The sequence below is a fragment of the Acidaminococcus sp. CAG:542 genome (assembly GCF_000437815.1).
Lineage (GTDB): Bacteria > Bacillota > Negativicutes > Acidaminococcales > Acidaminococcaceae > Acidaminococcus.
In genome coordinates this window covers 1-16,820 of sequence record NZ_FR902041.1, presented here as the reverse complement: position 1 = coordinate 16,820, position 16,820 = coordinate 1, and the positions used below count along the sequence as shown (strand labels likewise).

Sequence of the window (16,820 nt, the reverse complement as noted above, 5' to 3'; positions counted from 1 at the left end):
TTAAAGGAGCACCCATGAACCAATTCGTCCATTTGCATACCCATACCCAATACAGCCTCCTGGATGGGTCCTGCCGGATCCCGGAACTGGTCCAGTATGCCAAGGAGCTGGGGATGCCGGCCCTGGCCATTACGGACCACGGGGTCATGTACGGGGTCATTGAATTCTACCAGGAATGTGAGAAAGCCGGGATCAAACCCATCATCGGCTGCGAAGTGTACATCACTTCCGGGTCCCATCTGGACAAAAGCCTGGAAACCCGGAGCAAACTGTACCATCTGATCCTTCTGGCGGAAAACCAGACCGGCTACCAGAACCTGATGAAGCTGGTGTCTATTGGGGAAGTGGAAGGGTTCTACTACAAGCCCCGGATCGACAAGGACGTGCTCCGCCAGTACAGCGAGGGGCTCATCTGCCTGTCCGCCTGCATCGCCGGGGAAGTGCCCCGTCACATCCTCCGGGGAGAACTGGAAACCGCCGAAAAGACCATGCTGGAATACCTGGACATTTTCGGCCGGGACAACTATTTCCTGGAGATCCAGAACCACGGGCTTCCGGAAGAAGCCACCGTCCGCCAGGAACTCCACCGTCTGGCCAAAAAGCACAACATCCGGCTGGTGGCCACCAACGACCTTCACTATATCCACAAGGAAGACGCCGCCGGCCAGGACATCCTCCTGTGTATCCAGACCAACGCCCGGTACCTGGATCCTCAGCGGATGCGGTTCAACAACGATTCCTACTACCTGAAGAGCCGGGAAGAGATGGAAGCCCTGTTCCCGGAAGACCAGGAAGCCCTGGACAACACCCTGGAAATCGCCCGGCGGTGCAATGTGAAGCTGGAATTCGGCCATCTGCTCCTGCCGGAATTCCCTCTGCCTCCCGGGGAGACCATGGACGGCTACCTGCGGAAACTGTGCGAAGAGGGCTTTCCCTCCCGGTACCCGGATGACGACGGCACCGCCCGGAAACGGATGGAATACGAACTGGGAATCATCAAACAGATGGGCTATTCCGGTTACTTCCTCATTGTGTGGGACTTCATCAACTACAGCCGCCGCCACGACATCCCGGTGGGCCCCGGCAGAGGCAGCGCCGCCGGCAGTATCGTGGCCTACCTTACCGGCATCACCAGCATCGACCCGCTGAAGTACAACCTGATCTTTGAAAGGTTCCTGAACCCGGAACGGGTGAGCATGCCCGATATCGATACGGATATCTGCTACGTGAAGCGCCACCTGGTGGTGGACTACCTGGCCCGGAAATACGGGGAAAGCCACGTGGCCCAGATCATCACCTTCGGGACCCTGGCCGCCAAAGCCGCCATCAAGGACGTGGGCCGGGCCATGGACATTCCTCTCAACGTGGTGAACCAAGTGAACAAACTGATCCCCAACACCCCGGGCACCACCCTGAAAGGGGCCTTGGAAGGGAGCCGGGAGCTCCGGGAACTCCGGGACCAGGATCCCAACATCGCCCAGCTGCTGGATTTTGCCCAGAAAGTGGAAGGGATGCCCCGGCACACCTCCACCCATGCGGCAGGAGTGGTGATCACCCCGGGGGAACTGACGGACTATGTGCCCCTCCAGATCACTTCCAGCAGCGACGATGAGCATGAATACATCTGCACCCAGTACGACAAGGACCGGTCTGAAAGCCTGGGGCTGCTGAAGATGGATCTTCTGGGTCTCCGGACCCTGACCGTCATCGACGACGCCCTGAAGATGATCAAACGGAACCAGGGGGTGGAGGTGGATATACGGCACATCGACCTCCACGATCCCAAAACCTGCAAAATGCTCTGTATCGGGGATACAGCGGCGGTGTTCCAGATGGAAAGCGACGGCATGACCCGGCTCATGAAACAGCTGGCCCCGGAAGGCTTCGAAGACCTGATCCCCCTGGTGGCCCTGTACCGGCCCGGTCCCTTGGGCAGCGGCATGGCTGAAGACTTCATTGCCGGCCGGCACGGCAGACGCACCGCCCAGGTGCTCCATCCGCTTATGGAGCCCATTGTGGCGGATACCTACGGGGTCATCCTGTACCAGGAACAGGTGATGCAGATCGTATCCACCCTGGGGGGCTTCACCCTGGGGGAAGCAGACATTCTCCGCCGGGCCATGGGGAAAAAGAAGGCCAAGCTCCTGGATTCCATGAAGGAAAAATTCCTGGAGGGAGCCCAGAAGCTCCACGGCATCAGCCGGGAACTGGGCGATAAGATCTTCGCCCTTCTGCAGCACTTCGCCGGCTACGGGTTCAACAAATCCCATTCCGCCGCCTATGCCCTGGTGGCCTATGAGACCGCCTGGCTGAAGGCCAACTACCCGGTGGAATACATGGCCGCCTTCCTGAACAGCATCATCACCGTGGCGGACAAGGTCAGCTGGTACATCGGAGTGTGCCGGGATATGGGCATCCAGGTGCTGCCTCCGGACATCAACACCAGTGAAGCCGGGTTCTCCGTGGACGGCCATACCATCCGGTTCGGCCTGGGGGCCATCAAAAGCGTAGGGGATGCGGCCGTGTCCGTGATCCTGGAGGAACGGGCGAAACGGGGACCCTTCAAGGACTTCTTCGATTTTACCCGCCGGGTTGACCTGTCCAAGGTGAACAAGCGGGTGGTGGAAGCCTTGATCAAAAGCGGTTCCATGAACGGATTCGGCCTGCGCCGGAGTCAGCTGCTGGCCATTATGGACCCGGCCCTGGAAGCGGCGGCCAGTGAACAGCGGGACCGGATCACCGGCCAGCTGGGGCTTTTCGGGGAGGAAGACATTGCCAGTGCCAACACCATCCCCATCCCCAACCTGCCGGAAATCCCCAAAGAGGAGATCCTCCGGTTGGAACGGGAACTGATCGGGTTCTATGTGACCGGGCACCCTCTGGATGCCTACCGGAATGCCCTCCGGCGGCTGACGCCGCTCATCCGGTGCAGCGAGGAAAATTACAAGGACGGGGAACGGATCGCCGTAGGGGGCATCATCACCGATCTCCGGCTCCGGTCCACCAGGAACGGGGACCGGATGGCCTCCTTTGTGCTGGAAGATCTGACCGGCAGCCTGGACGTGATTGCCTTCCCCCGGGCTTACGCCGCCAGCCGGGCCAACATCGACAAGGACCGGATTGTCATGATCCAGGGGGTCTTGAAGCTGGACGAGGAACAGGCCCGGATCTTTGCCAACAAAGTGGAGCCCCTCCAGGAGGCGGCCAAAGAAGTCCATCTCCATATCGGCCCAGGGAAGAACACCCAGGCTGTTCAGCAGCAGCTGGGAGGGATCTTCGCCGCCTTCCACGGAAAGAACCCGGTGTACCTCCACGTGGCAGACACTAAAAAGGTCATCCGTACCAATCCCAGGTTCTGGGTGGAACTGGATGCCCCTGGGTTCTCCGAGGCCATAGAACGGGTGCTGGGGAAGGGGAGTATGGAATTGTAGGGTGTTGCCTGGGCAACACCCTCTTTTTCATAAGCAATCCCTTATATTCACAGAAAATCCCCAATTATTTGTCCCACAATTCTGTAGAAATTTCCGTTACAGAACTTGCGTGGAATTATTCGTCAATTTAGAATTAAAGAGGAAAATGGAGAAAATCATACTATACAGATTGTATACAGGAGTTTACAAAATTTGAAAGGCTAGTCTGACAAGTTCCTGCAATCCCTTGCATACCGGGAACACACGTGTTACAATGGGGCTGTGTGGTTTTGAACTATATGATTTTTAGGAGGTCGCTTTGTAATGAACATCGTTGTATGTGTTAAACAGGTACCGGATACCGCTGAAATGAAGATCGATCCGGTTACCAACAACCTCGTCAGAGATGGTGTAACCAATATTATGAACCCCTATGACCAGTATGCTCTGGAAACGGCTCTGCAGCTGAAAGACGAACTGGGTGCTCATGTAACTGTCATCACCATGGGACCGCCCCATGCTGAATCCGTCCTGAGAGACTGCCTGGCTGTTGGCGCTGATGAAGCCAAACTGGTCAGCGACAGAGCTTTCGGCGGTGCTGATACCCTGGCTACTTCCGCAGCCATGGCCAACACCATCAAACATTTCGGCATTCCTGATCTGATCCTCTGCGGCCGTCAGGCAATCGATGGGGATACTGCCCAGGTTGGTCCTGAAATCGCTGAACATCTGGATCTGCCCCAGGTTACCGCTGCTCTGAAGGTTCAGGTCAAAGATGACACCGTCGTGGTTGACAGAGACAACGAACAGATGTCCATGACCTTCACCATGAAGATGCCCTGCGTAGTAACCGTAATGCGCAGCAAGGATCTTCGTTTTGCCAGCATCAGAGGCAAAATGAAAGCCAGAAAGGCTGAAATCCCTGTTTACACCGCCGCTGCCCTGGAAATCCCTCTGGACATCATCGGCAAGGCCGGCTCTCCGACTCAGGTTATGAAGAGCTTCACTCCGAAAGTGACCCAGGTACACGGCGAAATCTTCGACGATGAAGATCCTGCTGTTGCAGTCGATAAGTTGGTTAACAAACTGATCGAAGACAAGATTATTACGAAGTGAGGTTGGGTATAAATGGCTAACACGAAAGGTTTAAAGACCGGTAACGAAAAAGATTTATGGGTCTATGTTGAACATTACAAAGGCGAACCTGTCCATGTTGTATATGAACTGCTGGGTGAATGCCGGAAACTGGCTGACAAATGCAACCAGAAACTGGCTGCTGTCCTGATCACTGACGATGCCAAAGACGTTCCGTCCAAACTGATTGCCCGGGGCGCTGATCTGGTCTATGTGTGCCAGGATCCTGCTTTCAAATATTATTCCACTGACGAATACACCAATGCTTTCTGCGAAATGATCGATGCTTACCAGCCCTCCGCTGTATTCATCGGTGCCACCAACGACGGCCGTGACCTGGGGCCCCGTATCGCTGCCCGGGTGAACACTGGTCTGTGCGCAGACTGCACCATCCTGGACGCTGAAGAAGACGGCCTGATCGAATGGACCCGTCCTGCTGCCGGTGGTAACATCATGGCTACCATCCTGTGCAAAGAACATCGTCCTCAGATGGGTACCGTTCGTCCCAAGACCTTCAAGGCTATGGAACCCGATGCTTCCCGTACCGGCGAAGTAATCAACTACACCCTGAAGAACCATGTGGATGACCGGGTAACCTGCATCCGCAGAGAAGAAGTGGTCAGCGAAGGGGAAATGGCCATCGACGATGCACCGTTCGTATGCTCCGGCGGCCGCGGCATGAAAGCCAAAGAAAACTTCTCCCTGCTGTATGACCTGGCCCATGTACTGGGCGGCGCCGTAGGCGGCAGCCGTGCTGCAGTGGATGAAGGGTTCATCGAACATCCTCGGCAAGTGGGTCAGTCCGGTAAAACCGTTACCCCGAAGATTTACTTCGCCTGCGGTATTTCCGGTTCTGTACAGCACAAAGCCGGCATGAGCAAATCCGATACCATTGTCTGCATCAACAAGGATCCGGACGCTCCTATGTTCGAGATCTCCAAATATGGTATCGTTGGCGATGCTCTGAAGATTCTGCCTCTGCTGACTGCAAAGATCAAAGCCTTCAAAGAATCCTAATTTCACAAACGGAACTGAAAAGTCCGGGCTTATTACAAGTCCGGACTTTTTTTGGAAAAAGTACATGATGCTTTTCCCGGAACCATCATGGATATTTCAGAGGGGGAACATTTCATGAAGAAAACGAAAATCATCTGCACCCTGGGACCGGCCACCGACAAAAAAGACCTGCTGGTGGATATGATCAAATCCGGCATGGACCTGGCCCGGTTCAACTTCTCCCATGGCTCTCACAGCGAATGTGAAGCCCGGCTGAACCTGCTGAAAGAAGCGGAAAAGGAAGCAGGCCGGCTGGTAGGGTATGTGGCGGATACCAAAGGGCCGGAAATGCGCCTGGGGCTGTTCAAGGGGGACAAGACCACCCTGGTGCCCGGCCACGAATTCACCCTGACCATCGACGATGTGGAAGGGACTGCGGAAAAGGCCCATGTGAACTATAAGGGCCTGCCGGAAGAAGTGAAGCGGGGGGATACCATCCTCCTGAACGACGGGAAACTGTCCCTGGAAGTCCAGTCCACCACCGACCGGGAAATCCACACCCTCGTGGTGAACGGCGGGGAAATCTCATCCCGGAAACGGGTGGCCGTCCCCGGAGCCTTCCTGAAACTGCCCTTCCTGTCCGATGCGGATGTTTCCGACATTACCTTTGCGGCCCAGCACGGCATGACCTATGTGGCCGCCTCCTTTGTCCGGAATGCCCACGACGCCATGGAAATCCGCCGTCTCCTGGAAAGACTGGGGTCTCCCATGGGGATCATCGCCAAGATCGAAAACCAGGAAGGGGTGGACAACATCGACGAAATCCTCCAGGTGGTGGATGGAGTCATGGTGGCCCGTGGGGACCTGGGGGTGGAAATCCCCATGGAAGACGTGCCTATTGTCCAGAAGCAGATCATTGCCAAATGCAACGCCCTGGGCAAGCCGGTGGTCACTGCCACCCAGATGCTGGAAAGCATGATTACCAACTACCGGGCCACCCGGGCAGAAGCCAACGATATTGCCAACTCCATTTTTGACGGCACCGACGCCATTATGCTCAGCGGGGAAACCGCCTCCGGGGCTTATCCTCTGGAAGCCGTCCAGACCATGGCCCGGATTGCCAAACGGACGGAAGAAGCCATCGACTATGTAGGGGTGTTCCAGCACAAGGGCATCGGGGCCCAGGTCCAGATGACCGACGCCATCAGCCACGCTACCGTCCAGATTGCCCAGGAACTGGAAGCCAACGCCATCATGTCCATTACCGAAAGCGGCTACACCGCCCGTATGGTGGCCAAATACCGTCCCAAAGCCCATGTGCTGGGGGTTTCTCCCAAAGAGGAAAGCCTGCGGCGGATGAACCTGTACTGGGGCGTGACCCCCCTGAAAGGGGAAAACAAAGCCAGTACCGATGCCCTGATCGAAGCGTCCCTGAAGAACGCCTTGGATGCAGGGTTGATCAAGAAAGGGGATTCCCTGGTGGTCACCGCCGGCATGAACGTGGGCAAAGTGGGCAGCACCAACCTGATCCAGGTGGTCAATGTAGGCCAGAAGATCGTATCTGGCCAGGGCATCGGCAAGAAAGCCGCCAGTGGCATTGTCCTGCGGGTGGAAAAGAAAGCAGACCTGGACCAGTTCAAACCGGGCATGATCCTGGCCGTAGCCGCCCTGGAAAATGAAATGGGCACCTGTGCCGCCCAGGCCGGAGGCATCATCGCCGAAGAAGGCGGCTTCACCTCCCCGGCTGCCATCATCGGCATCAACTACGGCATCCCGGTGATCGTAGGAGCCAAAGGAGCCATGGAAGCCCTGGAAACCGGCGACCTGGTAACCCTGGACGTAACCACGGGGAGCGTGTATGCAGGGAAGATCAATGTGAAATAACTGGTACTGTTGCATGGGCAACAGTACCGTCAGCAGTCAGCTGTCAACGGTCAACGGCCGTTGGAGACAAAAAATCCTGCCGATTGGGGCAGGATTTTTTGTTTTGATTTCAAACGGTTCCGGCTCTTTGCCCTCGGCTGGCCGGTGAGAACCTGTAGGGGCGGACCCAGGGTCCCGCCTGGTCCGTCCGTTTCTGGAGGATCTCAAAGAGGGGGTTGAGAATCAGTTCACTGGTCATTATAATAAATAAGATAGATTCATTCTGAACCCGCAGGGGCTGCTCCTGCGGAACCATATTCCTGTAAACCTGCAAAGGAGCTTTCTGTGAAACAGCGCAATCTTGTATTCGACAACCTCCGGGGCATCTGCATGCTGGGGGTCATTGCCATCCATGTGGGGAGCATGGCGGTCAGCGACGCCGTGGCTTCCCCGTTTCTGGTGCTCATCACCAACATCCTGAGCCGCTACAGCGTACCGGCCTTCTTTTTCATCTCCGGCTACGGGCTGTTCTACAGCAAGCCTCTGGAGCAGCCCCTCCGGTATGGGAGCTTTGTGAAGAAACGGATGAAAAGCATCGGCCGTCCCTATCTGCTGGCGTCCCTGCTGTACCTGTGCTACTACGCCTTTTTGAACCGGGACATGAGCGTGCTGGATCCTTCCAACATCCTGTTTTCCCTGTTCTTCGGCACTGCCCAGTACCACATCTATTTCCTGGTGATCCTGATTTGGTTCTACCTGCTGTTCCCTCTGTGGCGGGCCCTGATGAGAGGAATGGAAAAAATCGGCTTGAAGCTGGCACTGCCTCTGCTCTTTGCCGCCCAGGTGCTGCTGTTTGAGGGAAATTTCCGGTTCTGGACCTATCCGGAATGGATTGCTTCCAGCCCGGCTCTGCTGAATCTGTGCAATTACCGGCTGAACTATTTCCCGTTTTTCTATCTGTTCATCTTCATGCTGGGCGGGGTGATTGCCCGGCATTATGACAGCTTCCAGCAGCTGATCACCCGACAAAAGGCCCTGCTGACGGCGTTCTTTGCCGCCAGCGCCGGGCTCAACACCTGGCTTTTTTACCGGTGGACCTTCAAATGGCAGATGCCCTATGAAAGCACCGTGAACTACCTTCAGCAGTTGAGTCTGCCGGGGCTGGTCTACACCATTGCTTCCGTACTCTTTTTCAGCATGGTGATCCAAAGCGGCCGCTATCCTCTGAAAAAAGCCCTGAAGGGCATGAGCGACCGTTCCTTCATCATCTACCTGATCCACCCGGTGTTCATCGATCAGCTGGAATATGGATTAAACCGGACCGTTGGGATGCAGCGGGTTCCCATGGAAGCGTTCTATCTGGCAGTGCTGCTGCTGTCCTGGGGATGTGCGGAGCTCTGGCACCGATTCCGGGCGGCAAAAGCCTGAAATGGCTGCTGGGGCCTTTTTCCTCCAGCACAAAAATGAAAGGAGCCGATTACTTTGTCCCATTCTCTTCCTCTTCTGGTCCGGGGCGGTCTGCTGCTGGCCGTTGGGGTGCTCAGTCAGCAGCTGCGGCTGGTGCTGCCTTTGCCGGTGCCGGTGATGACCCTGCTTATCGGAACCCTGGTGAACGCCACGCTGGTGCTGGCGGGCCGGTTCACCACCCGGGTGCTGGCCTGGACCATCTGCTGGGCGCTGGCCATAATCGCCTTTTTCCAGGGGCACATCCTGGGCCCGGTGGTGCCGGTGATCGCCCTGGGCAACGGCATGTACGTGGAACTGACCCGGGGTGCCGTCCGGGGGCCGGCCCTGTACCTGGGGGCCCCGCTGGGGAAGACCCTGGTCCTGGGCATCGGCATGGTGGGGGCTCTCCATCTGCTCCAGCTGCCCTGGGGGGCCGTTGCCAAAACCCTGGCCCTGTTCCTGCCCCTGCAATTGGCCACCGGGGTCCTGGGCCTGATGCTGGCCAAAGGGGTGGAACAACGGCTCCAGCCCGTCCGGCCCCCGGTACAGCCCCGGACCATAGCCCGGAACAGCCGGAAAAAAAGAAAAAAGTTATAGAAGATATTGTATGGAATGTAACAAAACTGTGGATTTTTTTCGGCGGCTGGTGTATAGTAGAGGATATTAACAAAGGGCCCTCCGGGCGGCCGGGGAAGGGCGGGCCTGCGGCACGCCCCTACGCCGTTGCGAGCGGTTGTTGGGACAGTTTGTCGATGGTCCGACCCCAACGTCCGTAGGGGCTCGCCAAAGGCAAGCCCGTCCCGGCCTCCCGGAGGGAAATCTGTTCCCAGCCAAACGCAGCAGCGTTTCTGGATTTAGCGGGCCTCCCAGCGTGAGGCCCCTACGGTTTTTATACGCTCATAAGAACTTGGACGAAGGACAAGTTCTGTCCAGGGGCCCGAGACTCGAGGACCCGAGACCAGGGGCGCCAGCCCCTTACAAAAGGAGTTCAATCATGCAAATCATAGTTGTAGGGTGCGGCAAAGTGGGGCGGAGCATCATTTCCCAGCTCACCCAGGAAGACAACAACGTGACCGTCATCGATATCAACCCCACCATCATCCGGAACATTTCCACCAATTACGATGTAATGGGGATCGTAGGCAACGGTTCCAGTTTCAACATCCTGGCCAAAGCCGACCTGGAACATACGGACATGCTCATTGCCGTCACCGAAAGCGACGAGGTGAACCTGCTTACCTGCGTCATTGCCAAACTGAACAACCACCAGTGCCACACCATCGCCCGGGTCCGCAGCCCCCATTATTCCGACGAACGCCACTACCTCCAGAAGGGCCTGAACCTGTCCATGACCATCAATCCGGAAATGGAAGCCGCCAAGGAAATCTCCCGGCTGCTGAACTTTCCCTCCGCCATTGAGATCGTCAGCTTCGCCAAGGATCGGATCGACATGCTCCGGTTCCGGGTACCCCAGTCTTCCGTGCTCATCGGCCGGTCTCTGAAGGACATTGCCGACCTGACGGAGAACGTTCTGGTGTGCATCATCGAACGGAACAGCAACATCCTGGTCCCGGACGGGAACACGGTGATCCAGGAAGGGGACATCCTGACCATCATCGCCATGCCCCGGGATGCCCAGGCCTTCTTCAAGAAAATCGGCGTCCGCACCAACAAATGCAAAAACGTCATGATCGTAGGGGGCGGCCAGCTCAGCTATTACCTGGCCAAAATGCTCCTGAAGAGCCACACCGATGTGACCATCATCGAACGGGATATGGCCCGGTGCGAAGAACTGGTGGAAGCCCTGCCCGGGGCCACCATCGACTGCGGGGACGGCACCGAAGAAGAACTGCTGAAGGAAGAGCATCTGGAAAGCATGGACGGCTTCGTGGCCTGCACCGGCATGGACGAAGTGAACGCCATCCTGTCCCTGTATGCCATGAAGCATGTGACCAAGAAAGTGGTTACCAAGGTGAACCATGTGGACTTCGGGGACGTGATCGAAGGGCTCCAGCTGGACAGCATCGTCAACCCCAAACAGCTTACTGCCCAGCAGATCGTCCAGTATGTCCGGGCTGCCGGCAACAGCATGGAATCCAATGTGGAAACCCTGTACCGGCTCATGAACGGACGGGTGGAGGCCCTGGAATTCCTCCTGGACAAAAAATCTCCTTTGATTGGGCCCAAACTGGCGGAAATGAAGATCAAGAAGAACGTGCTGATCGCCGGCATCGTCCGGGAAGGGAAGCTGATCATTCCCGGTGGCCAGGACGCCTTCCAGGTGGGGGATACGGTGATCGTGGTCACCACCCATCTGGGCTTCCACGATATGGAAAACATCCTGGAATAAAGGAGACGGAGCTGTATGAATTATCCTGTGATCGGGCAGGTGCTCAGCTGGATCCTCTGTACCGAGGGGGCCCTGATGCTGCTGCCCTGCATCATTTCCCTCATTTATCGGGAAGACCAGGGAATGATCTATTTCGCCCTGGCCATCCTGGCCATTGCCCTGGGGTACCTTACCGGCCGGCGGAAGGTGAAAAACAAGGCCATCTACCAGCGGGAAGGGTTCGTGGCCGTGGGCCTGTCCTGGGTCCTCCTGAGCCTCTACGGAGCCATTCCCTTTGTGCTCACCGGAGAGATCCCCTGCTATGTGGATGCGGTGTTTGAAATCGTTTCCGGGTTCACCACCACCGGGTCATCCATCCTCAGCGATGTGGAGGCCCTGTCCCATACTTCCCTGTTCTGGCGGAGCTTTTCCCACTGGATCGGGGGCATGGGGGTGCTGGTGTTCATCCTGATGCTGATCCCCACAAATAGGGGCGGCACCCAGATGAACCTGATGAAGGCGGAAAGCCCGGGCCCGGACGTGTCCAAATTCGTGCCCCGGGTGCGGAACACCGCCATTGTGCTCTACAAGATCTACCTGGGTATGACCCTCATTATGATCGCCCTGCTGGCCCTTACCGGCATGAACTGGTTCCATAACCTGTGCATCACCTTCGGCACCGCCGGCACCGGGGGCTTCGGCATCATCAATGACAGCTGCGCCAGCTACACCCCCATCCAGCAGTGGATCATCACCCTGTTCATGATCGCCTTCGGGGTGAACTTCGGCTTCTATTATCTGTTCCTGATCACCCGCTTCAAGGAAGCCTTTGCCATGGAAGAAGTCCGGGCTTACCTTGGCATCATCCTGGCCTCCGGCCTGGCCATTGCCTGGCAGATCCGGGACCGGTTCGAGACCCTGGAGGAAGCCCTCCGGGCGTCCTTCTTCCAGGTGGGGAGCATTATGACCACCACCGGCTACAGCAGTGTGGATTTCGACCTGTGGCCCAGCTTCTCCAAATGCATCCTGGTCCTTTTGATGATTGTGGGGGCCTGCGCCGGCAGCACCGGCGGCGGGGTGAAGGTAAGCCGGGTGGTGCTCACCTGCAAATCCATCTTCCTGGAACTGGGCCAGGTGCTCCATCCCCATGGGGTCCAGCGGATGCGTATGGACGGGAAGACCGTGGACAGCAAAATGCTCAATTCCATCTACATCTTCCTTACCACCTATTTCCTGATCTTCTTTCTGTCCGTACTGGCCGTCAGCCTGGACGGGTTCAATTTTGAGACCAACTTCACCGCCGTGGCCGCCACCTTGAACAACATCGGTCCCGGCCTGGCCGGAGTAGGCCCCACCCGGAACTTCTATGCATACAGCCACTTGTCCAAACTGATCCTGATCTTTGACATGCTGGCCGGCAGACTGGAACTGCTGCCCATGCTGATCCTGTTCTATCCCAGAACCTGGACGAAAAATTAAGGGTCTGCTGCAGGGCAGCAGACCTGTAACGAGGTATCAACCATGTTCGATCTTCACTCTCACATCCTGTACAACATCCCCGGGGACGACGGGGCCCGGGATCGTTCCATGTCCCTGGCCATGCTGCGCCAGGCGGCGGAGGCAGAGACCGGGGACCTTTTTGCCACCCCCCATTTCCACCGCCAGGGCATCTGCCCGGACTGGGATACCATCACGGAACGGCTGTCCCAGCTCCAGCAGGCTGCGGACGAGGCCCGGATCCCCATCCGCCTCCACCCGGGGGCCGAGGTAAGCCTGGATGCAGACACCCTCAACTACCTTCCCGGGCCCGGGGAAAGCAAAGCCTACTGCCTGGCCGGCACCGCCTACCTTCTGGTGGAACTGCTGCCCACCGCCGCTCCCCTGGAAACCTGGAACCTGCTGTACCAGCTCCAGCTCCGGGGCTATCTGCCCATCCTGGCCCATCCGGAACGATACCGGCACATCATGTCCCATCCCGATGCGGTCCGCCAGTGGGTGGAGAAGGGGATTCTGCTCCAGAGCAACTGGGGCAGCTTCACCGGGGATTTCGGAGAATCCGCCCTCCGCAGCGTCCATTGGCTCTTGGACCGGGGGATGATCCACTTCCTGGGCAGCGATGCCCATCGGACCGACTGGCGGAATCCTGACACCCGGAAGGCCCGGGAAGCCGTCCTTGCCCTGGCCGGGGGAGCGGATTTCCTGGCCTCCTGCGACGGCCACAGCCGGCTCCTGACCCAGGGGAAGGTGTTCTACCCCGACCCGCCCCATGAGCCCGTACGGAAAAAACGGGGGTTCTGGGCAAAAATTTTTGGCTGAACCCTATTCAGGGAGGATTTTTACCCACTGTTTTTTGTACAATAAAAGCAGATGGAAAACTTCCCCTCCCTGGAAGGGTTCCCTGGTAAAAAAAAGCAACAAAATACACTTAAAAATCATCAATTTTCGATTAAAATTCACCTGGTTTTCAAATTTGTTGAATTTGAGTTGCAGACGGTCCATTCTTTTGCTATACTACTATATATCTAATTATACGGAAGTATATGGTATATTGGACAGTTGCCTGTAAAGGAAGAACAAATGCGGTCTTCCGTCAACTGAATAAAGAACTTGCGAACAACTTTTCGGGGGGGTACAGGCGTTTACTTGTGCCCCTCTTGCTTTGTGACAAAACAGAATGATTTTCCTGTACAAATATTGGTATTTACAGAAATACTTTTCTGCAAGAAACCAACGACTCCAAGGAGGCTCCATGAAGAAGAAAATCCTGGCCATGGCCTTTGCTCTGGCTTCCCTGGCCCTTCCTGCCGGGGCGGAAGAATACACCCTGCGCCCGGGGGATCAGCTGAATATCGTCGTCATCCAGGAGCAGGACATCAGCTCCAATCTCCAGAATTCCCAGGAAACACCCTACACCGTCCGGCCCGACGGCACCGTATCCTTTCCTCTGGTGGGGGAAATCAACGCCAGCGGCATGACCGTGGACCAGTTCACCCGGTATCTCCGGAATGGACTCTCCCGGTACTATGTGGAACCGGACGTCACCGTGAACATTGTGAAACTGGGGGGCATCCGGGTCCATGTATTTGGAGAAGTGAAGAAGCCCGGCACCTATGAACTTACCAAGGGCCACACCATTATGGACGCTCTGGGGGCTTCCGGGGGCTTTACCTGGGATGCGGCCAAGAAGAAGGTGTTCCTGATCCACCAGGATGACACCAACAAGGCCATCAAGATCAACCTGAACAATATGCTGAAAACCGGCAACCTGAAGGACAACCTGGTCCTGAAGGAAGGGGACATCCTGTATCTCACCAAGAACGGCCGGATCGACTTTGCCCGGGATATTGCTCCGTTCCTCAGCGGTGCTTACATGATTTCGGAAATCAAGGACAACAACGATTAAAAGGAGAAACCATCTTGAACGAACAGGAAATCGATTTGCGGGAACTGTGGCAGATCGTCCGGACCAACCAGAAAACCATCGCCAAGATCACTGGCGGGTTCCTGGGCCTGGCCGTGGCCTATCTGCTCATTGTCCCCAATACCTACCAATCCACCGCCCTGCTGCGGATCAAACAGGAAAAAGGCCTGTCCAGTTCCGTTATGGAACAGCTGCCCCTGGGCAACGCCCAGCTCACCAAACAGCAGATGAACACCCATGCGGAAATCCTCAAAAGCCGCCATGTGGTGATCCCGGTGATCGAACAGACCGAAGAAGAAAAAGACGGCAAGTATCCCCGGTACGAGGATTATGTGAAAACTCACATCATCACCAAGCCCTACAAGGATACGGAAATTCTGGAAGTGGATGTAACCGGCAAGACCCCGGAACAGGCCCAGGAAGCCAACCAGCTCCTGGTCCAGGGGTTCCTGGACCGGCTGACGGAGCTGTCCCATGCGGAATCCGCCGCCACCCGGGAATTTTTGGAACAACGGGTGAAATCTTCCAAAAAAGAGCTGGATGATGCGGAAACCAAACTGAAAAACTACCAGGTGAAGCACAAGATCTTCTCCACCGACAACCAGATGAAGAGCCTGGCGGAACGGATCACCGACCTGGACAAAGTCAAGGCCCAGAACAAACTGGATATGGAAACCGCCCAGGCCGCCCTGGGGTCCATCAACGACCAGCTGTCCGGAGCCGGGGCCTCCCTGGCCGACAGCCCTTCCATCCAGCAGGCCAAGAACAAGCTGGTGGATCTGGAAACCCAAAAGGCCGGTTACACCGGAAAATACACCAGCGAGAACCCTAAAATGAAGGAAATCAACCGGCAGATCGGGGCCGCCCGCTACAGTCTCCGCCGGGAGATCCAGGCCATCATCGCCCAGAAGGCGCCCTCTTCCAGCACCGTCCAGCAGAAGCTCCTCAGTGACAAATTCACCAACGAAGCCCTGATTGCCGTGGCCCAGGGGAAGAATTCCGCCATCGACCAGCTGGAAAAGAAGAACGCTGACGAAATCGCCAAGCTGCCCCAGACCCAGCAGGGTTACCTGCAGGTGAAACGGGATGCGGACGTGGCCCAGGAAATCTACGTGATGCTGGCCAAACGGCTGGAAGAAGCCAAAGTGGCGGAAGTGATGGTGCCTACCGAAGTCCAGGTGGTGGACGAGGCCACCCTGCCGGACAAACCCATCAAACCCCGGAAGCTGCTGACCCTGGTGCTGGCCCTGTTCCTGGGTCTCTTTGGAGGCACCGGCTACACCATCGCCCGGACCCTGCTGAACCGGAAAATCCGTACTGCTGCTGACGTGGAACAGTATCTGGAACTGCCCGTCCTGGGGGTGATCCCGGAAGCGGGAGACCATAAACAGCCGGAAGAAGAAGGATTCTGGGCCGGCCTGCGGAGGAAATTATGGAAGAAATAAAACTCATTGTGGAAAATGACCCCAAGTCTCCCATTGCGGAAACCTACCGGGCCATCCGGACCAACCTCCAGTTTGCAGGAGCCGGTCAGGACCTGAAATACATCTGCTTCACCTCCAGCGTCCCTGGGGAAGGGAAATCCACCACCATTTCCAATATGGCCCTGACCCTGGCCCAGGACGGGAAAAAAGTCCTCCTGGTGGACTGCGACCTGCGGAAGCCGGTCCAGCACAAGAACTTCGGGGTCATCAACCAAGGGGTCACCAACTGCCTGGCCCAGGGAGTCCCCTTTGCCCAGGTGGTCCATCCGGAAGTGTTCCCCAACCTGGATCTTTTGACCAGCGGCCCGGTGCCGCCCAATCCCTCCGAGCTTATCGGATCGGAAAAAATGGAACAGCTGCTGGACCGGGTGGGCAAAGCCTATGACTATGTGCTCATCGACCTGCCCCCGGTGCTGGCCGTTACCGATGCCGCTCTGTTGGGGAACCTGGCCGACGGCGTGGTTCTGGTGGTCCGTTCCGGCATGGTGGCTCCCGAAGAAGTCCAGGAAGCCAAAAAACGTCTCCAGGCCGGCAAAGCCAACATCCTGGGGGTCGTCTTAAACGGCGTTCCCCAGCAGCACAAAGGCTACGGATACGGCTATTACTATTACGATTATTACGATGAGAACCATGTGAAGCATCACAAGAAAAAGGGGAAGCGGGAAGAATAACCCGTAGGGGCCGCACGCCGGGCGGCCCGCTTTCTATACTGTACCCATAAGTGTGGACACTTTTTA

At 56.8% G+C, this 16,820-nt stretch carries 12 protein-coding genes; all 12 read left to right on the top strand.

Features of this window, described 5'->3' with window-relative positions:
- Positions 1-14: 14 nt before the first annotated feature.
- Positions 15-3,431 carry a DNA polymerase III subunit alpha gene (locus QVO43_RS02705; protein WP_022487065.1) on the top strand — a complete coding sequence of 1,139 codons (3,417 nt, stop codon included), beginning with the start codon at positions 15-17 and terminating at the stop codon, positions 3,429-3,431.
- A 303-nt stretch (positions 3,432-3,734) separates the two neighbouring features.
- Complete coding sequence (locus QVO43_RS02700; protein WP_022487064.1) at positions 3,735-4,526, top strand: electron transfer flavoprotein subunit beta/FixA family protein; 792 nt, start codon at positions 3,735-3,737, stop codon at positions 4,524-4,526.
- A 12-nt stretch (positions 4,527-4,538) separates the two neighbouring features.
- Positions 4,539-5,561, top strand: a complete 1,023-nt coding sequence (locus QVO43_RS02695) for an electron transfer flavoprotein subunit alpha/FixB family protein (RefSeq protein ID WP_022487063.1) — start codon at positions 4,539-4,541, stop codon at positions 5,559-5,561.
- 114 nt (positions 5,562-5,675) lie between these two features.
- Positions 5,676-7,424, top strand: coding sequence for a pyruvate kinase (gene pyk, locus QVO43_RS02690; protein ID WP_022487062.1), 1,749 nt, complete (start codon positions 5,676-5,678; stop codon positions 7,422-7,424).
- Positions 7,425-7,748: 324 nt separating this feature from the next.
- A complete protein-coding gene (locus QVO43_RS02685) occupies positions 7,749-8,831 on the top strand; it encodes an acyltransferase (protein ID WP_022487061.1) in 1,083 nt (360 codons plus the stop codon).
- Between the two features lie 54 nt (positions 8,832-8,885).
- Positions 8,886-9,446 carry a hypothetical protein gene (locus QVO43_RS02680; RefSeq protein WP_022487060.1) on the top strand — a complete coding sequence of 187 codons (561 nt, stop codon included), beginning with the start codon at positions 8,886-8,888 and terminating at the stop codon, positions 9,444-9,446.
- A 397-nt stretch (positions 9,447-9,843) separates the two neighbouring features.
- Positions 9,844-11,199 carry a Trk system potassium transporter TrkA gene (trkA, locus tag QVO43_RS02675; RefSeq protein ID WP_022487059.1) on the top strand — a complete coding sequence of 452 codons (1,356 nt, stop codon included), beginning with the start codon at positions 9,844-9,846 and terminating at the stop codon, positions 11,197-11,199.
- Between the two features lie 15 nt (positions 11,200-11,214).
- A complete protein-coding gene (locus tag QVO43_RS02670; protein WP_022487058.1) occupies positions 11,215-12,657 on the top strand; it encodes a TrkH family potassium uptake protein in 1,443 nt (480 codons plus the stop codon).
- A gap of 42 nt (positions 12,658-12,699) precedes the next feature.
- Positions 12,700-13,494, top strand: coding sequence for a tyrosine-protein phosphatase (locus QVO43_RS02665; RefSeq protein ID WP_022487057.1), 795 nt, complete (start codon positions 12,700-12,702; stop codon positions 13,492-13,494).
- A 433-nt stretch (positions 13,495-13,927) separates the two neighbouring features.
- Positions 13,928-14,581, top strand: a complete 654-nt coding sequence (locus QVO43_RS02660) for a polysaccharide biosynthesis/export family protein (protein ID WP_022487056.1) — start codon at positions 13,928-13,930, stop codon at positions 14,579-14,581.
- 14 nt (positions 14,582-14,595) lie between these two features.
- A complete protein-coding gene (locus QVO43_RS02655; protein ID WP_022487055.1) occupies positions 14,596-16,044 on the top strand; it encodes a GumC family protein in 1,449 nt (482 codons plus the stop codon).
- Complete coding sequence (locus QVO43_RS02650; RefSeq protein WP_022487054.1) at positions 16,032-16,754, top strand: CpsD/CapB family tyrosine-protein kinase; 723 nt, start codon at positions 16,032-16,034, stop codon at positions 16,752-16,754. Before QVO43_RS02655 ends, QVO43_RS02650 begins: the two co-directional genes overlap by 13 nt.
- Positions 16,755-16,820: the final 66 nt, after the last annotated feature.

Bases quoted from the DNA above. Each gene is read 5' to 3' on its own strand.
- QVO43_RS02695 (WP_022487063.1), top strand. From the start codon at position 4,539: ATGGCTAACACGAAAGGTTTAAAGACCGGTAACGAAAAAGATTTATGG.
- QVO43_RS02650 (WP_022487054.1), top strand. From the start codon at position 16,032: ATGGAAGAAATAAAACTCATTGTGGAAAATGACCCCAAGTCTCCCATT.
- pyk (WP_022487062.1), top strand. From the start codon at position 5,676: ATGAAGAAAACGAAAATCATCTGCACCCTGGGACCGGCCACCGACAAA.
- QVO43_RS02700 (WP_022487064.1), top strand. From the start codon at position 3,735: ATGAACATCGTTGTATGTGTTAAACAGGTACCGGATACCGCTGAAATG.
- QVO43_RS02705 (WP_022487065.1), top strand. From the start codon at position 15: ATGAACCAATTCGTCCATTTGCATACCCATACCCAATACAGCCTCCTG.
- QVO43_RS02665 (WP_022487057.1), top strand. From the start codon at position 12,700: ATGTTCGATCTTCACTCTCACATCCTGTACAACATCCCCGGGGACGAC.
- trkA (WP_022487059.1), top strand. From the start codon at position 9,844: ATGCAAATCATAGTTGTAGGGTGCGGCAAAGTGGGGCGGAGCATCATT.
- QVO43_RS02670 (WP_022487058.1), top strand. From the start codon at position 11,215: ATGAATTATCCTGTGATCGGGCAGGTGCTCAGCTGGATCCTCTGTACC.
- QVO43_RS02660 (WP_022487056.1), top strand. From the start codon at position 13,928: ATGAAGAAGAAAATCCTGGCCATGGCCTTTGCTCTGGCTTCCCTGGCC.